The following is a 16706-nucleotide window of genomic DNA, read 5'->3' as shown; positions in this document are numbered from 1 at the left end:
CCATGAGTTATCTCGACTCTCCCCGTATTCACTTTTCCGGCTACTTCCAGTCGGACGTGTCCACCGTCAACAACAATGTCTGTTATTACGATTCCGACGCCTTCAAGGAGGAATACCAGCAGTTGTCCACGACCGGCGGCGACGGCGGTTGGAACCCGCAGGGCACCGCCATTTTCCGCTTCGTCAGCTGCAGCGTCACCGGCGCCAGCCTCAACGGCAAGCCGGTCACCAGCAGCGCGCAGGACCCCATCATCGGCATGGCGATGGAAAACGCCGATTGCCGCGCGCCGGGCAAAATGGCGGACCTGGACCCGCAGCAGCAAATGGTGTCCCAGATCTGGGCGCTGCAAGTGCGGCTGACCGACAATGTCGAGCGCGCGTTGTTCATCGGCGACATGCTGCCGGTGGGCTTCATGAATCTGTGGCAGCGCCAGCAGCAGGGCATCCGCTCGGACCAACTGCTGGCCGCCAACTACCAGTCCATCCTGGAAAACGTCCAATGGCACGGGCACAGCCACTCGCCGGTGTTGGAGGCACTGCGCAAGGCCAGCCAGCACGGCCTGCTGGCCATCGAGTTCAATCTGTTCGGCTACGGCCGCGACCCGTCCATTCCCCGCTATACCCAGGGCCATATCGTCGGCACCATCGGTCCTTACCACGACCGCGAACCCCGGTACTTCGTCATGGGCCGGCAAATGACCGCGCAGTTGGACCCCAACCCCAATGAATATCCGATGGTGCCCTCCGGCGGCGTCTACAGCTTCCAGTGCCAGAACCACCCGGAGCGCCAGACGCTGACCGCGGACTTCGGCAACGCGCTGCCCATCGTCGACGCCAGCGGCGCCTTCGTCGACATGGGCACCTTGACGCTTGGGGTGTTGAAACAGCCGGCGCATGCGCCGATCAGCGGCAATCTGCCCAAGGACCAGGTCATCGTGCTGGGCCAGGTGGCCTACGACCCGCCGCAGCCGGGCGCGGCGGCCAGCGACGAGCCGTCCGAGTGGTATCGCCAGACCGCGGCGATCCAGGACTTCGATTACTCGGCCATCCCCGGCGCCAGGCAGGCGCTGGAAGCTTGCCCGGTGTTGCTGCTGGCGCCGTCCGGCGGTGTGTTCCAGGTGCTGGTGCAAGAGTCCATCGACGGTCTCTATGTGCGTTCCGACGAACACGTGCTGCGGCTGAACGCCGGCCAGCAGCTGCCGGTCAGCTTCTTCGCCAGCCGCTACGGCAAGCCGCTGTCCGCGCAGGTGAACGTGGGACTGCTGCCCAACGGCGCCACCCTGATGGGCGGCGGCCAACCGTTGCCGCCGTCGCCGCCGCACAATAAACCGGTGCTGCCGCCCAGGATCAGCGTGCCGGCGGACGCGGTGCACTATCCGGCCTGTTTCCACACCAACGACAACGGCCACGGCCGCGCGGAGATAGGCGCGATCCCGGCCGGACCGGGCAATCCGCGCGGCTATATCGACGGCCAGCTGTACGGCATCGGCTACCAGCTGCAGCATCAGCCGCAGGGTTATGTCAGCAATTACTGGAACTTTGTCAGCGTACTGGCCTTCAACCGCGTGCCGGTGCCGGAACACCCCACCTGGTACGACGATATCCGGCCCATCTTCGTCCAGTACGGCAACCTCTATCCCATCATGAGCAAATACGTGGTGGACCTGGGCGATTACGACTCCGTAGTGCGCCATGTGGACATCCTCAAACTGGCGTTCGCCCTGCCGATGAGCGACCCCAATCACATGCCGGTGACGCGCGACCTGTCCGAAGACAAACGCGCCATCATCCTCAAGTGGCTGAACCAGACCGACGCTCAGGGCAAACCGCTCAAGGGCGCGCCGCCAGCCAAGGCCGCCGTCCTGCCCGCGCCGCAAGCGGTGGACACCGACGCGGTGGCGGTGAGCCTCGACGCCTTGCAAGTTGCCGGCAAGACCGCGGTGGTGATGCAACGCCAGGCGCAGCGCAAAGCCGCGCCGTCCAAGGATTGAGGGAGAACAGGCCATGATTCGCTTGCAACGCAGCATCATCCACGGCATCCGCGCCGCCAAGACCGCGGCCGAACTGCACTACTACCTGCAAAACGCGGTGGAACTGGAGCACGCCACCATCCCGCCCTATCTGACCGCGATGTTTTCGCTGAAGCCGGGCTACAACGAGGAAATCCGCCAGCTGATCCACAGCATCGTGATGCAGGAAATGCTGCACATGTGCATCGCGGGCAATATTCTGATCTCCATCGGCGGCCACCCACAGATCAACAAGCCGCCGTTCATCCCCAAGTATCCGGGGCCCTTGCCGATGTCCATCGGCGGCGATGACTTCATCGTGGGCATCGAGCCCTTTTCCAAGGAGCTGGTGTTCAACACCTTCATGGTGATAGAGGAGCCGGAAGACCCGGTGCCGGTGGAAACGCCCAAGCTCGCCGCCGAGGACGAGCCGGACTACGCCACCATCGGCGAGTTCTACGACGCGATCAAAAAGAAGATCAAGGAACTGGGCGACGGCATCTTCATTCCGGCCACCGTGCCCAAGCAGGTGCTGGGCTGGTTCTCGCCGGAGCGGCTGTTCCCCATCAAGGACATCGCCAGCGCCCTGCACGCCATCAACATCATCATCGTTGAAGGCGAGGGCACCAGCACCAATCCGAACCAATCACCGGGCAACCCGGCGCACTACTACAAGTTCGGCGAAATCTACTACGGCCGCCGCATCGTCAGCACCCCGGACGGCGGCTACGCCTACGCCGGCGCGGAAGTGCCCTACGACCCGGCCGGGGTCTATCCCATGGTGTCCAATCCGCAGGATTACGACTACCAGGACAACACCCAGGCCAAGGTGAGGGTGGAAGCCTACGCCTACAGCTACAGCAGCCTGCTCAACGCCCTGCACCAGGCTTTCAACGGCGAGCCCAAGCGCATCGACACCGCCATCGGCCTGATGTACGACCTCAAGGTGCAGGCGGTCAGCCTGATGGAGACCCCGGTGGCGCCGGGCAGCGCGCAGACGGCCGGGCCCAGCTATCGCTACGTCAACACGCAAGGAGGCATGGACACCAGCGATTAAACGCGTCGGCGGAGGAGTAGCGCCCAAGCGGTCCGGTTAGCGCCGGACCGCGTTTGCCGTCTCTTCCGCCTCGTCGGCGCGCCGCGCGAGGATGTCGCGGCGCGCGGCGGATCATGAACCGGTTTTCTAGGAGCACAGCCATGCCACTGTCAGCCAGCAAGCCAGGCCTCAGCGACGCCGCGGGCGGCCGCAGCGCCGGGGCCATGACCATGCAGCGTTTCAGCGTGCCGTTCGAATACCCGGTGTATTTCGGGCGCGGCCTGCTGAGCGACCCCGGCAACCCGCTGTTGCGGCAAGCCATCTGCCGGCGGGAGCCGGAACGGCGGCACCGCTTCGTGGCGCTCATCGACCAAGAGGTGGCCGCCGCCCACCCGCAGCTGCCGGCCGCGTTCGAACGCTACGCCCGGCGTCACCGCGCCGCGCTGGAACTGGCCGCGCCGCCGCGTCTGGCCCAGGGCGGCGAGGCGTGCAAGAACGAACCGGAGCAGCTGTTCGCGCTGCAAAGCTGGCTGCAGCAATGCCATGTGGACCGCCACAGCTGCCTGGTCATCGTCGGCGGCGGCGCGTTGCTGGACATGGCCGGCTTCGCCGCGGCCACCACCCATCGCGGCGTGCGCGTGGTGCGCATGCCCACCACCGTGCTGGCGCAGAACGACTCCGGCGTCGGCGTCAAAACCGCGGTCAACGCCTTCGGCGCCAAGAACTTCCTCGGCGCCTTCGCCCCGCCGTTCGCCGTGCTCAACGATTACGACTTCATCGCCAGCCTGCCGCGCCGCGACCGCATCGCCGGCATCGCCGAGGCGGTGAAAGTGGCGGCGATACGCGACCGCGCCTTCTTCGACTGGCTGGACGCCAACGCCGAAGCGCTGGCCGCCGGCGACGACGAGGCGATGCAATGGATGATACGGCGCTGCGCCGAACTGCACCTGAACCACATCGGCCAGGGCGGCGACCCCTTCGAGTTCGGCAGTGCCCGGCCGCTGGATTTCGGCCACTGGGCCGCGCACAAGCTGGAAGCGCTGAGCGGCTACGCGCTGCGCCACGGCGAGGCGGTGGCGATAGGCCTGGCGCTGGACTGCCGCTACGCGGTGCTGACCGGCCTGTTGCGCGAAGCCGCCCAGCTCAGCCTGCACCGGCTGCTGCTGCGGCTGGGCTTTGCGCTGTGGCACCCGGCGCTGGACTGGCGCGACGGCGAGCGCCGCCAGGTGCTGGCCGGGCTGGATGAGTTCCGCGAACACCTTGGCGGCGATCTGACCATCACCCTGCTGCAGCGTCTGGGGCAGGGGGTGGAAGTGCACGCCATCGACGCGGATCGGATGAACGCGGCCATAGACTGGCTGCGCGACAGGAGCGATGACCATGTTGCTGCTTGACCCCCAACAACGGCCGGACAGCGTGTCGGCCCCCCATTTGCCCGCGGTCCACATGAGCTACTGCAGCAATATCCATCCCGGCGAAAGCTGGCAGGAATTGCGCGCTCAACTGGGCTTCCACCTGCCGCGCATCAAGGCGCGGGTGGCGCCGGACCGGCCGTTCGGCCTTGGCCTGCGGCTGTCCGCGCTGGCGGCGCGGCAACTGGAAGAGCCGCCGGCGCAGGCGGAATTCCGCGATTTTCTGGCCGAGCACCAATGCTATGTGTTCACCCTCAACGGCTTCCCCTTCGGCGCCTTCCACCGCCAGGCGGTGAAGGACGGCGTCTACCTGCCGGACTGGCGCGACCCGCAGCGGCTGATCTACAGCAACCGGCTGGCCCAGCTGCTGGCGGATCTGCTGCCGGCGGAACTGGAATACGGCAGCGTCAGCACCGTGCCCGGCGGCTACCGCCAGCATCTGAGCGGCGACGGCAGCGGCGCGCTGTGGATCGCCACCCATCTGCTGGAGCACGCCGCCTTCCTGCACCGGCTGCGGCAGGACAGCGGCCGCCGCATCGTGCTGGCGCTGGAACCGGAACCGGACTGCCTGCTGGCCACCAGCGAAGACGCGGTCGCCTTCTTCGAACTGCACCTCCTGAGCCGGGCCGCGCTCAACCAGGTGGCCAAATGGTGCGGCGTCAAACGCGAGGAAGCCGAAGCCATCGTGCGCCGCCACCTGGGCGTATGCCTGGACGCCTGCCATGCCGCGGTGGAGTACGAACAGCCGGAAGACGCGGTGGCGCGGCTGGACCAGGCCGGCATCGCCATCGCCAAGCTGCAGCTCAGCGCCGGCCTGCGCGTGACCCGGCCGGACCGGATGGCGGCCGAGGCGCTGCGCGCCTTCGCCGAAGACACCTATCTGCACCAAGTGGTGGCGCGGCGCGGCAGCGAGCTGTGGCGTTATCCGGACCTGCTGGCGGCGCTGGCGGCGCTGCCGCGGCAGCCGGCCGACGAATGGCGCATCCACTTCCACGTGCCCATCTGCCACGCCGCGCTGGGGCCGTTCGCCAGCACCCAGGATTTTCTTTCGCGGCTGCTGGCGCTGCAACGCCAGCGCCCGCTGAGCGGACATCTGGAAGTGGAAACCTATAGCTGGGGCGTGTTGCCGCCGGCCCACCGCCAGGGCGACCTGGGCGAGGCGATCTGCCGGGAACTGCAATGGGCGGAGGGCCAGCTGCGATGAGCGGACAGCCCGCGCTGCCCATACCCAAGACCAGCGCCCGGCGGCGGCTGTCGCGGCGGCACGCGCGCCAGACCCGCCGGCGCGTGGCCGGGGTCTGGTCGCTGGCGCTGCGGCTGGGACGGGTGTCCAACCTGCCCACGGTGTGGAGCAACGTCCTCGTCGGCGCCGCGCTGTCCGGCCACGTCGCGGCCGGCGGCCCGCTCGCCTTGCTGCTGTTGTCGCTGTCGCTGATCTATGTGGCCGGCATGTATTTGAACGACGTCTGCGACCGGCACATCGACGCGCGCGAACGGCCGGAACGGCCGATACCCGCCGGGCTGGCGTCGGCCCGGCTGGTGCTGCTGGCCGGCTCGGCGCAGTTGGCCGTCGGCGTCGCCCTGTTGGCGGCGCTGGGCCTGTCCGCCTTGCTGGCCGGCCTGTGCCTGGCCGCCACCGTGGTGCTTTACGACCTCTGGCACAAGGGTAACCCCTTGAGCCCGCTGCTGATGGGCCTGTGCCGGATGCAGGTCTATCTGATCAGCGGCCTGGCGCTCGGCGCCGGCGCGCTGTCCGGCCCGCTGCTGCTGGCGGCGCTGGCGCTGCTGGCTTACCTGATCGCGCTGACTTACGTGGCCAAGCAGGAAGGCCGCGCCGGCCTGGGCCGCGTGGCGCCGCTGCTGGGCCTGGCCGCGCCGCCGCTCTACCTGCTCAGCCAACCGTTCCAGCCCTGGGCGTTGCCCTTCCTGCTGCTCAGCCTGGGCTGGAGCGCGCATTGCCTGCGGCTGGCCCGGCCCGGACCCGGCCGCGACATGCCGCGCGCCGTCGGCGGCCTGATTGCCGGCATCGCCCTGGCGGACGCCTTGTTCATCGCCGCCGCGGGCCTGCCGCAGTGGGCGGCGCTGGCGGTCCTGGCCGCCTGGCTGACCCGGAGCTGGCAACGCCGGGTGCCGGGCACTTGAACGGAGAATCTGCGCGATGGAAACGCAAACCATGCTGGCGGACCAACTGCACGCCAGCCTGCTGGACGCGGCGGACCGCCACAACGCCGCCCAGGCGCTGGTGTGGCTGGAGTCCTGTCGCCGTCTGACCGCCGCCGTGCCGGAGCCCGCCGCCGCGCGCCGGCTGTTCAGCGTGGCCAACCGGCAACTGGCGGCGCTGACCCTGTTGCCCAAGGGCGCGATCAAGGCCTTGCAGGCCCAGCATGTGCTGGCCGCCGAAGCCTGGTCGCCCGGCGACGCCGGCCGTGCGCTGCTGCTGCTGCGCGCCCTGGCCGCCGGCGCCGGCGCGGCGCTGGCCTTCGATCTGTATCGCGGCGGCGACAGCCTGGAACAGCAGGCGGTGGTCAAGGCGCTGATCCTGCTGCCCAGGCCGGAAGACTGGCTGGCGCTGGCCACCGACGCCAGCCGCAGCCACGTGGCCGGCGTGTTCCAGGCGCTGGCCTGCGACAACGCCTACCCGGCGCAACAGTTTCCCGATCTCAATTTCAACCAGCTGGTGCTCAAGGCGCTGTTCACCGGCGCGCCGGCGCGGCACATCGCCGGCCTGGAGCGGCGCTGGAGCCCGGAGCTGGAACAGATGGTGGCCGCTTACGCCAGCGAGCGCCGCGCCGCCGGCCGCAGCGTGTCCGACGACGTCGTTTTCCTACTGCAAGGACTGCATCATGAAAATGTTTGATCCGCACATCCACATGACCTCCCGCACCACCGACGATTACCAGGCGATGAGCCGGGCCGGCATCAGCGTGGTGGTGGAGCCGGCGTTCTGGATGGGCCAGCCGCGGCGGCACGTCGGCAGCTTCGACGATTATTTCCTGTCGCTGCTGGGCTGGGAGCGCTTCCGCGCCGCGCAATTCGGCATCCGCCACTTCTGCACCCTGGGCCTCAACCCCAAGGAAACCAACAACCCGGACGTGGCCGACGGCGTGATGGAGCTGCTGGAGCGTTATCTGGACAAGGACGGCGTGGTGGCGGTGGGGGAAATCGGCTTCGACGACGAAACCGAGGCCGAGGAGCGCTACTTCGCCCGCCAGCTGGAACTGGCGATACAGTTCGACCTGCCGGCGCTGGTCCACACCCCGCACCGCGACAAGAAGGCCGGCACCCTGCGCAGCCTGGCCCTGGTGCGCGACAGCGGCATCGCGCCGGAACGGGTGCTGATAGACCACAACACCGAAGAAACCCTGCCGCTGGTGCTGGACTCCGGCTGCTGGGCCGGCCACTCCATCTATCCCAACACCAAGATGGACGAACCGAGGATGGTGGCGCTGGTGCGCCAGTACGGCAGCGAACGCATCATCATCAACAGCGCGGCCGACTGGGGCGTCAGCGACCCGCTGAAAGTGCCCAAGACCGTGGAGGCGATGCGCGCCGCCGGCATCGCCGAGCGCGACATCGAAACCATAGTCTGGCGCAATCCGCTGGACTTCTTCGCCCAGAGCGGCCGTCTGGACATCGAGGAAGCCAACAGCCCGCTGGCGGTGGACCAGCGCCGGCTGTACCAGGGCAACTCCGTGCTGCGCGGCCAAAATCCGCAGGTGGACATCGTGGACTGACATCATGCAACGCACCCTCGTTCTCAACGTGGTGGGCCTGACGCCGCAGCTGCTGCGGCACGCGCCGCACCTGAGCCGGCTGGCGGAGCGCGGCGCGCAGCGCCCGATCACCGCGGTGACGCCGGCGCTGACCTGCCCGGCGCAGGCCACCTATCTGACCGGTCAGCTGCCGCAGGCGCACGGTTGCGTCGCCAACGGCTGGTATTCGCGCGAACTGGCGGAGCCGCTGTTCTGGAAGCAGAACAACGCCTTGATCCAGGGCGAGAAACTCTGGCACGAGGCCCGGCGCCTGCACGCCGGCTTCAGCTGCGCGCAATTGTTCTGGTGGTACAACATGTACGCCGACGTGGACTGGAGCGTGACCCCGCGGCCCATCTACAAGGCAGACGGCCGCAAGCTCCCGGACTTTTACTGCAACCCGCCGGAACTGCACGCGGAACTGCGCCAGAAGCTGGGCGATTTCCCGTTATTCCACTTTTGGGGGCCGGCGGCGGATATCCGCTCCAGCCGCTGGATCGCCGACTGCGCCTTGCATCTCTACCGTTCGCGCCAGCCCACGCTGACCCTGGTTTACTTGCCGCATCTGGATTACTGCCTGCAAAGGCTGGGGCCGGACCATACGGAGGTGGCGGCGGAGGTGGCTGCGGTGGATCAGTTGTGCGGCGAGCTGATCGAGCAGGCGGAGCGCGACGGCAGCCGCGTCATCGCGCTGTCCGAGTACGGGGTCACGCCGGTCAGCAACGATATCGCGATCAACCGCATCCTGCGCATGGCCGGCTGGCTCAAGGTGCGGGAGGAGCAGGGCGAGGACAAGCTGGATTGCGGCGCGTCGGCGGCCTTCGCGCTGGTGGACCATCAGATCGCACATGTCTATGTGCGTCAGCCGGAGCTGGTGCCGGAGGTGAAGGCCTTGTTGCTGGAGCTGGACGGGGTGGAGATGGTGTTGGATCAGGCCGGCAAGCGTTTGCTGGGGCTGGATCATCCGCGCTCCGGCGAGCTGGTGGCGGTGAGCCGGCCGGATCGCTGGTTCAGTTATTACTATTGGCTGGACGACGCGCACGCGCCGGACTTCGCCCGCACGGTGGATATTCACCGCAAGCCGGGTTACGACCCGGTGGAGTTGTTCCTGGACCCGACCTTGAACTGGCCGAAGTTGAGCATTGGCTGGACTTTGCTCAAGCGCAAGCTGGGCATGCGCAGTTTGTTGGAGGTGATTCCGCTGGACCCGTCCTTGGTGCGGGGTTCGCATGGCCGTCCCACCTTGAACCCGGAGCACGGGCCGTTGATGATCAGTTCCTTGCCGGACAGTTTGCCGCCGGGGTCGGTGCCGGCGACGGCGGTGCGGGACATCATCATGGATCATATGTTTGGGGAGGTGGAGACGCGGCTGGCGTATGGGGAGCATGGGGTGATGGAGTAGGGCGGAGGCCCCGCGTGGGCTTTTTTATGGGGTTTGTGCCTTTGGGGGCTCTGTGTTTGGAGAGGATTGTTTTGTTGAATCCGCTGTGCGGATGATGATTTTGATTGCCGGGGCTGCCCGGCTGGCAGGAAGGGGAATTTGCTCGGCCAAATTCCCCTTCACCCCAAAGGCCGCCCTGCAAGCCTGGCCTACGGCTTCCCGCCGGGGCCCGTCAGGCCCGAGGCGCGGCTGAACTCGCGATTTGCTAACGTCAAATCGCTCAAACAGGGCAGCCGCTTAAGACCTCGGGCCTGCTACCCGTCAGCAGGCTTGAAGGGACTAGGGGTGCGTCGAATACGTGGTTTCTTCTTGGTTCTTTGGAGATATCCACAGACCGGGTGGAATTGGAGAGTTATCCCCCAAAGGGACTCACCCAGCCAAGTCATTGATCTTTTTTTAAGAGAGCAAACCACCTCGTGCAGCACCCAGGTGTCCCCTCGGGGCGCGCCGGAGAAAAAGGGGTCTGCAAGGTTTTAAGCGGCTGCTTTGTTTGAGCGATTTGACGCTAGCAAATCGCGAGTTCAGCCGCGCCTTGCAGGCCCCTTTTTCTTCGGGGTTTCGCGTTCTGGGGGACGAGGGGGGATGAAAGGGGGCGGCGGCCCGCCCCCTTCCCGTTCGCCGCGCGGAAAGCGGCACCTAAATCAATATCCGCGTAGCGGATTCAAAACCAGACCATCCAACAAATAAGCCACGCTCAATCTAAGCAACCACCCCACCTTGACCCCGCCCGCCCCCTCGGCAACAATCCCCCCGTTGCCGCCAAAACAAGCGGCACACGGGATTGGCGTCCCGTTACTTAACTATCGATTTGCTTGCGCGGAGCACTGCGCAAGCAGTTTTTCTATGCCTACGCACTCTTGGCAGGTGCGTGGTGGGGGAGTGCCATGCACTCGCCGGTTTGATAGTTAAGTCCGGTACGCCAATCCTGCCACGCGCCTGCCTCACCTCAGTCTTCCCCGGCAGGTGGTTTATCTTGTGTCACAGCAGGAGAAACACCATGCAACACGCTCAAAACTTTCCCCCGCGCCGTCGCTACAAACTGAACGCTCTGGAACAACAAAGCGCACTGCTGCCCTTCGTCCGCTTCTGCCCCGGCCGCACCTACCCGCATTACTGGCAGATGCCCGCGCCCAGCAAGGATCTCCTCGCCGACCACGCCTATGGCCGCGAATGCGCGGCTCACCTGTTGCAATGGCTGAAGGACAATCGGGAATACGTCGGTAAAGGCCTGCTCAGCCGCGTGGCGCGCGACATCGATTTTGACGACCGCGACGGACGCGGCCAGTGGATGGGTTTCTTCAACTATCTGGAAATCATGATGCTGCTGGGGGCCGACCGGGTTCGGGTTTACCGCCATGTCGATAGCCAACACCAGATCTACCTGGCGCTGGGACAGCGCTTCAGCCTGGAAGCGCGCTTCCGCCGCATCCGCCTGCGAAACCGCTAAGCACCTTGCGGTGGGTATCGCTGCGCTCCACCCACCCTACGGCAGGCGGTTTGTAGGGTGGGTGGAGCCGAAAGGCGATACCCACCAAACCCCGCCGACACCGCTGCCACGGCGCGGCGCGCACGCAAAAAAACGGGGCGGCCATGGGCCGCCCCGCTTCACTCAAGCGGCAGAGCTTATTCCTGCAACAACGCCGCCCTGCGCTCAATCCCCTTCGCGTCCACCTTCAAGGCCTTGGCCAGGCGCTCGCCGTATTGGCGGTCCGCCTTGTAGAAGTGCGACAGCATGATGTCGCGGGTCTCGACATTGCGCACCTTGGCCAGATCGCCGGACAGATTGCGGATCAGGTCCGCCTGGTTCTGCGCGCTCAGCGAGCGGTAGAACTCGCCGGCCTGCTGGAAGTTCAGCGTCTTGGCGATGGCCTCCTGCTGGGTGTTGCCCTGCAAGGGCAGGCGGCTGTGCTTGAACTGCGGGTCCTGCGGCTTGGGAGCCAGCCGGCTGGGCTCGTAATTGACGCTGCCCTGGCGGCCGGAGGCGTTTTGCGCGCCGTCCTGATTATTGTTCACCACCTCCACCCGCGGACGGTTCACCGGCAGCGCCTGGAAATTGGTGCCGACGCGGTGCATCTGAGTGTCCAGATAGGAGAACAGCCGGCCTTGCAGCAAACGGTCTTCCGAGGCCTCGATGCCCGGCACCAGATTGGCCGGCGACATCGCCACCTGCTCGGTGGCTTCGAAGAAGTTGGCCGGCACCTGGTTCAGCGTCATGGTGCCCACCTTGCGCTCCGCCACGCCGGTCCACACCTTGGTGGGGTCCAGCGGGTTGAAGGCGAAGCGGTTCATGTCCTCGGGCTGGATCAACTGCACGTACAAGTCCCAGGACGGGTAGCGCTTCTGTTCTATGCTTTGCAGCAGGTCCGCGGTGGCGTGGCTGACCGATTGGCCTTGCACCTTGGGCAGTTCGTCCGGGCGCAGATTGCGCTCGCCCTGATGCGATTTCCAGGTGAACTTGGCGTATTGGTAGCGGCCGTCCGCGGCCACCAGCTTCAGCGCGTGCACGCTGCTGCCGTTCATTTCACGGTAATTGGCCGGGGTGCCGTAGTTGGAGTACACCCGGGTCAGCATATGGGTGGATTCCGGCAAATGGGAGAAGAAGTCGAAGACGCGGTTGGGGTCTTGCTCATTGCTGACCGGGTCCGGCTTCAGCGAATGCACCATGTCCGGGAACTTGATCGCGTCGCGGATGAAGAACACCGGCAGGTTGTTGCCCACCAGGTCCCAGTTGCCCTGGGCGGTATAGAACTTGGTGGCGAAGCCGCGCGGGTCGCGGTCGGTTTCCGGCGCGCCGCGGCTGCCGATCACGGTGGAGAAGCGCACGAACACCGGCGTTTTTTCGCCTTTGCGGAATACCAGGGCGCGGCTGACGTCCTGCAAGCCTTCGCTGGCGACGAAGACGCCGCCGGCGCCCGCGCCGCGCGCGTGCACCACGCGTTCCGGGATGCGCTCGCGGTCGAAGCGCTGCAGTTTTTGCAGTAGTTGAATGTCTTGCAGCAGGGTGGGGCCGTTGGGGCCGGCGGTCTGGCTGTTCTGGTTGTCGCCCACCGGCGCGCCGTTGTCCTGGGTCAGGTTGGCGGCTTGGCTCAGAGCGGCGCTACAAGCCAGCGCCAGGGTGAAAAGCTTGCGGTTCACGGAAAAGGTCAGAACTGACATTGGCACTCCCATAAATTATTAGAACATTTACTAAGGGAGCGGCCATTATCGGAAGTGACGATAGTTTTGTTAAATCTTAAATTACAATTTGTTTGATAGTGTTTATTAATGGAACGAAGACGTCCTCATTTCTCCGCCAGCAGTCGTTCTATGCGGCGGTCCGGCACCAGCCAGATCAGGGCCATCAGCACATACATCGCCGCGGACAGCCATTCCCAGTAAAAGGCGGCGGCGATGCCGATCAGATAGCACAGCGGGGAGATCTTGCCCTTGATGTCCTTGCCCAAGGCCTCGGACAGCCGGGTGCGGTTGCCGGGCAGGCACAGCAGCGATTGCTGCATCAGCCACCAGGCCAGCGCGCACATCAGCAACACCACGCCGTACAGGGCCAGCGGCAGCGGGGCGAAGTGGTTTTCCCCCATCCAGCCGGTGACGAAGGGAATCAGCGACAGCCAGAACAGCAGGTGCAGATTGGCCCACAGCACGCGGCCGTCCACGCGCTGGATGGCGTGGTAGAAGTGGTGGTGGTTGTTCCAGTACAGGCCCACGTAGAGGAAGCTGAGCACATAGCTGAGAAAGACCGGCCAACGGTCTTGCAGCGCCGTCCAGCTGGTGTCGTGCGGCACTTTCAGTTCCAGCACCATGATGGTGATGATGATGGCGAGCACGCCGTCGCTGAAGGCTTCCAGCCGGTTCTTTCCCATGATGTCCCTATCAGCTGTTTCAAGTGGATGATGGGGTCAGTATAGACGGCTTTCAGAGCGTGTTTACGATCGGGCGAGCAAGGGCGGGACAAGGCGTACTCACCGCGCAACGCTCCGCGACGCGCAGCAGATCGTCAACAGGTTCTTAGCCCGGCCGCTGGGCCGGCGCCGGGCGATAAGGCAGGCGGATGCGGGTGATGAAGCGTTCGCCGTCCAGCCGGGCGCTGAGCGAGGCCTCGGCGTCGAAATACAGCTCCAGCCGCTCGGCCAGATTGTCCAGCGCCATGTGGTGGCCGGGCGCGGCCGCCGCCGGCTCCGGATTGACCGGATTGCTCAGCGTCAGCTCCAGCTGATGTTCTAGCTGGCGCGCCTGGATGCGGATTTCGCCGCCGTCGGCCAGCCGTTCTATGCCGTGGAACACCGCGTTTTCCGCCAGCGGCTGCAGGATCAGCGGCGGCAGCGCCGCGTCCAGCGGGGCTTGCACGTCCCAGCTCACTTGCAGGCGCGCGCCCAGCCGTTCGGCCTCGATCGCCAGATACATCGCCGCCAGTTCGATTTCGCGGCCCAGCGTGGATTGCCGCGCTGGATCGCCCAGCTGGGCGCGGAACAGATCGGCCAGGTTTTCCAGCACCATTTCCGCCTTGTCCGGCTGCTTGCCGATCAGCGCGATGGCGGCGTTGAGGCTGTTGAACAGGAAATGCGGGCGGATGCGCGCCTGCAGCGCGATCAGCCGCGCCTCCGACAGCGCCGGGGACAAGGCGCGCGCGCGCAGATTGAGGTAATGCTGCATCAGCCCGCCCACCGCGCCGGCCAGCAGCACCTGGCCCCAGGGCATGGGCGCCAGCGGGTTGAGCAGACGGCCGCAGAAGGCAAAGGACAGCAGGCAGATGGCGGCGGCGCTCAGCGTCACGCGCCGGCCGCGGTAGAGGCGGCGGCCCAGCAAGGCCAGCAGGCCCAGGCTTAGCAAGGCGCCGGGCACCAGCAGGCTGGACAGGCGCAGCAGCCGCCAGGGCAGCGGCTCGCCGCCGTCGTCCAGCAACAGGCCGCCCAGCAGGAACAGGCCGAGCAGCAGCAAGGCGCGCAGCAGCACGCCCAGGTTGCGGTAGTCGGGCAGGTCGGACGGGGGCGGTAGCGGCATGAGGGCGCGGCCGGAAATAGGATAGCCGCATCATAGCAAGGAAAACCCGCACTGGCCGAAGGCGCTCGCCGCTGGCATAGTAGGGGATTCCCGGCGGCGCCGCGCGCCCCCGGAGTTTCGCCAAGTTTTTCGTCCGCAGCCATCGTAGAAAGCATCGCCATGCAAGATCAACACGCCTGGTCCGGCCGTTTCTCGGAGCCGGTATCCGAACTCGTCAAGAAATACACCGCTTCGGTGGATTTCGACCGACGACTGGCCGAATTCGACATCGAGGGCTCGCTGGCCCACGCCGCCATGTTGCAGCGCGCCGGCGTTCTGTCCGCCGAAGACCTGGCAGCGATCCGACGAGGCATGGGCGAAGTGCTGGACGATATCCGCGCCGGCCGCTTCGAGTGGAGCGTGGATCTGGAAGACGTGCACATGAACGTGGAGCGCCGGCTGACCGACAAGATCGGCGACGCCGGCAAGCGCCTGCACACCGGCCGCAGCCGCAACGACCAGGTGGCCACCGACATCCGCCTGTGGCTGCGCGCGCAGATCGACGCCATCGTCGGCCTGATCGGCGAGTTGCAGCACAGCCTGCTGGACCTGGCCGAGCAGCACGCCGAAACCGTGCTGCCCGGCTTCACCCATTTGCAGGTGGCGCAGCCGGTGACCTTCGGCCACCACATGCTGGCCTATGTGGAAATGCTGGCGCGCGACGCCGAACGCATGAGCGACTGTCGCAAGCGCGTCAACCGCCTGCCCTTGGGCGCGGCGGCGCTGGCCGGCACCACCTTCCCGATAGACCGTCATTACACCGCCCAGCTGCTGGGTTTCGACGATGTCTGCCACAACTCGCTGGACGCGGTGTCCGACCGCGACTTCGCGATTGAATTCACCGCCGCCGCCAGCCTGGTGATGGTGCATCTGTCGCGGTTGTCCGAGGAGCTGATCCTGTGGATGAGCCCGCGCGTCGGCTTCATCGACATCGCCGACCGCTTCTGCACCGGCAGTTCCATCATGCCGCAGAAGAAGAACCCGGACGTGCCGGAGCTGGTGCGCGGCAAGTCCGGCCGCGTGGTGGGCCACCTGATCGCGCTGGTGACGCTGATGAAGGCGCAGCCGCTGGCTTACAACAAGGACAACCAGGAGGACAAGGAGCCGCTGTTCGACACCGCGGACACCTTGATCGACACCCTGCGCATCTACGCCGACATGATGCGCGGCGTCACCGTCAAGCCGGAGGCGATGCGCGCGGCGGTGCTGCAAGGCTTCGCCACCGCTACCGATCTGGCCGACTACCTGGTGAAGAAGGGCGTGCCCTTCCGCGACAGCCACGAGGTGGTGGCGCTGACGGTGCGCCACGCGGAGCAGCAGGGCGTGGACATCGCCGACCTGTCGCTGGCCAAGCTGCGCGAGTTCTCGCCCTTGATCGACGAGGACGTGTTCGCGGTGCTGAGCCCGGAAGGCAGTCTGGCGCAGCGCGACCATGTGGGCGGCACCGCGCCGCGCCAGGTGCGCTTGCAGATCGAGCGCCATCGTCAACGCCTGCAGCCGCGTTAAGCCCCTTAGAACCTGTTCAAGGTCGGCTGCGCTTCCTGAGATGCGGCGCGCGGAGCGCCGCTCCGTCTCGCTCTTGCCCGCAAGCCTTTGAATAGGCCTTTGATGGCCGTCAGGCCGCGCCCCGCCATCCCGGTGGCGCGCGGCCTGTTCTTGTTTGGGGGCCTGCCGATTGCGGCAATTTATATCAAACAACAGTCAATCAAAGACATTTTATTAAATAAATCTTTCTAATTAGCTTTTCTGTCTCCGGCTAAACCGTTATCTTTAGCGCCAGACTTGCGGGAGCTTCGAAAAATCGCGACGGCGGCCGACACGCCGCGCGGCTGGTTTTCCAAATTTCTCCAAGAACGTGTTTACGATCCAGCGAGCCAGAGCGAGACCAGGCGTTGCGGTTGAGAAAGCGGAATGCACACGTGGTGCATGAGTGTTTCGAAGCGCTGCTCACCGTGTCGCGTCTCACGGCGCGCGGCAGATCGTAAACAGGTTCCAAGGGACGGCGCGGCAACGCCCGCC

At 65.9% G+C, this 16706-nt stretch carries 13 protein-coding genes; 10 read left to right on the top strand and 3 right to left on the bottom strand.

The features are described 5' to 3' along the window. The first annotated feature begins 2 nt into the window (after window positions 1–2). The 9 genes from QUG03_RS22260 to QUG03_RS22220 all read left to right on the top strand — a co-directional run bounded on the left by QUG03_RS22260 (window position 3) and on the right by QUG03_RS22220 (window position 11097). Window positions 3–1991, top strand: a complete 1989-nt coding sequence (locus QUG03_RS22260) for a hypothetical protein (protein ID WP_500821020.1) — start codon at window positions 3–5, stop codon at window positions 1989–1991. Between the two features lie 13 nt (window positions 1992–2004). Further along, window positions 2005–3066, top strand: a complete 1062-nt coding sequence (locus QUG03_RS22255; protein WP_227106029.1) for a ferritin-like domain-containing protein — start codon at window positions 2005–2007, stop codon at window positions 3064–3066. Between the two features lie 140 nt (window positions 3067–3206). Further along, entirely contained in the window at window positions 3207–4439 is a 1233-nt protein-coding gene (locus QUG03_RS22250) for a 3-dehydroquinate synthase (protein WP_500821019.1), read from the top strand. After that, entirely contained in the window at window positions 4426–5661 is a 1236-nt protein-coding gene (gene eboE / locus QUG03_RS22245) for a metabolite traffic protein EboE (protein ID WP_500821018.1), read from the top strand. Before QUG03_RS22250 ends, eboE begins: the two co-directional genes overlap by 14 nt. Continuing rightward, window positions 5658–6599 carry a UbiA family prenyltransferase gene (locus tag QUG03_RS22240; RefSeq protein WP_500821017.1) on the top strand — a complete coding sequence of 314 codons (942 nt, stop codon included), beginning with the start codon at window positions 5658–5660 and terminating at the stop codon, window positions 6597–6599. The genes eboE and QUG03_RS22240 overlap by 4 nt, the downstream gene beginning before the upstream one ends. Window positions 6600–6615: 16 nt before the next feature. Next, window positions 6616–7314, top strand: a complete 699-nt coding sequence (locus QUG03_RS22235) for an EboA domain-containing protein (RefSeq protein WP_107801522.1) — start codon at window positions 6616–6618, stop codon at window positions 7312–7314. Then, the gene (locus tag QUG03_RS22230) at window positions 7301–8191 is read left to right on the top strand and encodes a TatD family hydrolase (RefSeq protein ID WP_500821016.1); all 891 of its coding nucleotides are present in this window, start codon (window positions 7301–7303) and stop codon (window positions 8189–8191) included. The genes QUG03_RS22235 and QUG03_RS22230 overlap by 14 nt, the downstream gene beginning before the upstream one ends. Window positions 8192–8195: 4 nt before the next feature. Further along, the gene (locus QUG03_RS22225; RefSeq protein ID WP_500821015.1) at window positions 8196–9611 is read left to right on the top strand and encodes an alkaline phosphatase family protein; all 1416 of its coding nucleotides are present in this window, start codon (window positions 8196–8198) and stop codon (window positions 9609–9611) included. A 1036-nt stretch (window positions 9612–10647) separates the two neighbouring features. Next, complete coding sequence (locus QUG03_RS22220) at window positions 10648–11097, top strand: hypothetical protein (protein ID WP_500821014.1); 450 nt, start codon at window positions 10648–10650, stop codon at window positions 11095–11097. A 176-nt stretch (window positions 11098–11273) separates the two neighbouring features. Here the strand turns inward: QUG03_RS22220 and QUG03_RS22215 are convergent, their stop codons facing one another. From QUG03_RS22215 to QUG03_RS22205, 3 genes are all read right to left on the bottom strand, one after another. Further along, on the bottom strand, window positions 11274–12806 hold the full coding sequence (locus tag QUG03_RS22215) for a catalase (RefSeq protein WP_500821013.1): 1533 nt from the start codon (window positions 12804–12806) through the stop codon (window positions 11274–11276). A 125-nt stretch (window positions 12807–12931) separates the two neighbouring features. Next, window positions 12932–13510 (bottom strand): TMEM175 family protein, encoded by a 579-nt coding sequence (locus QUG03_RS22210; protein ID WP_474455226.1) that lies wholly within the window; start codon window positions 13508–13510, stop codon window positions 12932–12934. Between the two features lie 145 nt (window positions 13511–13655). Continuing rightward, window positions 13656–14648, bottom strand: coding sequence for a sensor histidine kinase (locus tag QUG03_RS22205; RefSeq protein ID WP_227106033.1), 993 nt, complete (start codon window positions 14646–14648; stop codon window positions 13656–13658). A 159-nt stretch (window positions 14649–14807) separates the two neighbouring features. Between QUG03_RS22205 and argH the strand changes: the two genes are divergently transcribed. Further along, entirely contained in the window at window positions 14808–16193 is a 1386-nt protein-coding gene (gene argH, locus QUG03_RS22200) for an argininosuccinate lyase (RefSeq protein ID WP_107801515.1), read from the top strand. Window positions 16194–16706 lie beyond the last annotated feature (513 nt).

Source organism: Chromobacterium sp. CCUG 30098 (assembly GCF_059916605.1).
The sequence above is the reverse complement of the archived record's forward strand: the minus strand, read 5'-3'. Positions and strand labels throughout refer to the sequence as shown.